The organism is Falsiroseomonas sp. RANM36, assembly GCF_056682175.1.
In genome coordinates, this window is the sequence record NZ_JBWXTD010000003.1 from 1,523,610 (window position 1) to 1,525,117 (window position 1,508).

At 76.5% G+C, this 1,508-nt stretch carries 2 protein-coding genes; both read right to left on the minus strand.

The window, feature by feature from the left end; genetic code table 11:
- A partial coding sequence (locus AC1MIR_RS12205; RefSeq protein ID WP_480028423.1) for an ABC transporter ATP-binding protein occupies window positions 1-819 on the minus strand: 819 nt, incomplete at its 3' end.
- The gene (locus AC1MIR_RS12210) at window positions 816-1,244 is read right to left on the minus strand and encodes a PfkB family carbohydrate kinase (protein ID WP_480028424.1); all 429 of its coding nucleotides are present in this window, start codon (window positions 1,242-1,244) and stop codon (window positions 816-818) included. The genes AC1MIR_RS12210 and AC1MIR_RS12205, both read right to left, overlap by 4 nt.
- Between the last annotated feature and the right edge of the window lie 264 nt (window positions 1,245-1,508).

Here is a 1,508-nt window from a genome sequence, read left to right on the forward strand (position 1 = left end):
GGGGTCCCCCGGCCCCCCCCGCGGCGCGGGGGGGCGGGCGGGGGGGGGGGGGGCGACGCGGGGCCCGCCCCCCCCGGCGCCGCCGCGCACGCTGACCGGCACGACATTGGCGCGCCCGATGAAGGTCGCGACATAAGGCGTCGCCGGCCGGTCGTAGAGGTCGAGCGGCGCGGCGAGCTGCTCGATCCGCCCCTCGCGCATCACCGCCACCTGGTCGGACAGCGTCATCGCCTCGGCCTGGTCGTGGGTGACGAAGATCGAGGTGATGCCGACGCGCGAGATCAGCTTGCGCAGCTCCACCTGCATCGCCAGCCGCAGCTTGGCGTCGAGCGCGTTGAAGGGCTCGTCGAGCAGCAGCACCTCGGGCTCCAGCACCAGGGCGCGGGCGATCGCGACGCGCTGTTGCTGGCCGCCCGAGAGGCGCGCGGGGTAGCGGTCCGCGAAACCTTCCAACGCGACGGTCGCCAGCGCGGCGCGCACGCGCTCCGCGATCTCGGCGCGCGGGCGGCGGCGTACCTTGAGGCCGTAGGCGACGTTTTCGGCGACCGTCAGGTGCGGGAACAGCGCGTAGTTCTGGAAGACATAGCCCACCTGCCGGCGGTTCGGCGGCAGGGTCGTGATGTCGCGCCCCTGGATGCGGACCTCGCCCTCGTCCGGGTCGAGGAAGCCGGCGATGATGCGCAGCAGCGTCGTCTTGCCGCAGCCGGAGGCACCGAGCAGCGTCAGCACCTGGCCGCGCGCGATGGAGAGCGTGCAGTCCCGCAGCACCTGGTGGGCGCCGAAGCGCTTGCCCACGCCGGCGATCTCGATCTGCGTCATGTCCGGAACCCGAGCGCGGCAGGACCCTGCGCCGTGACTGTGCGCGCGCCGATGGCGACCGCGGCCCTGACCGCGTCCTCAAGATCCTGCCCCTGCGCAAGACCGCCGGCGATCGCGCCGACCGTGGCGTCGCCCGCCCCGGTCGGGTCCACGACAGCGACCGCGGGCGGCGTGACGCGGCGCTGCGCGGCGCCGTCGCCAGGGACCAGCAGGAGCCCCTCGGCGCCGCGCTTCTCGACCACTGCGCAGCCCGAGAGCGGGCCGAGCAGCGCGATCTCCTCGCGGCTCGGCGCGAACAGGAACAGGCGCGGCAGCAGGGCGCGCAGCGCCTCCGCCTCGCGCCGCGCGAAGGCCTCGCTGGTGTCCGCGACGGCGCGCGCCGGGCCGGCGGCGTCGAGCGCGCGCGATGCTTCCGCCGCGGGCATCGGACAAAGGACGAGGACGTCGTCCGGTGCGAGCGGCCCGGGTGCCGGCGGCGCCAGCGCCGCGGTGCGTTCCCACCAGGCGGCCTCGGCGTGATGCGCGGAGCCGCGGGTGCCGTCGGGCGCATAGTCCAGCCGCGCGCGCCGCGTCGGGCGCCTCCACCACGCTGCGGTTGCCCCGGCGGGAGACGCGCGCGCCCGCCGGGCGCAAGCGTGACCGTGGCGGTGTCGCCCACCGCCGCGCTGCCCCGCCTGTTGCGCGGCGGG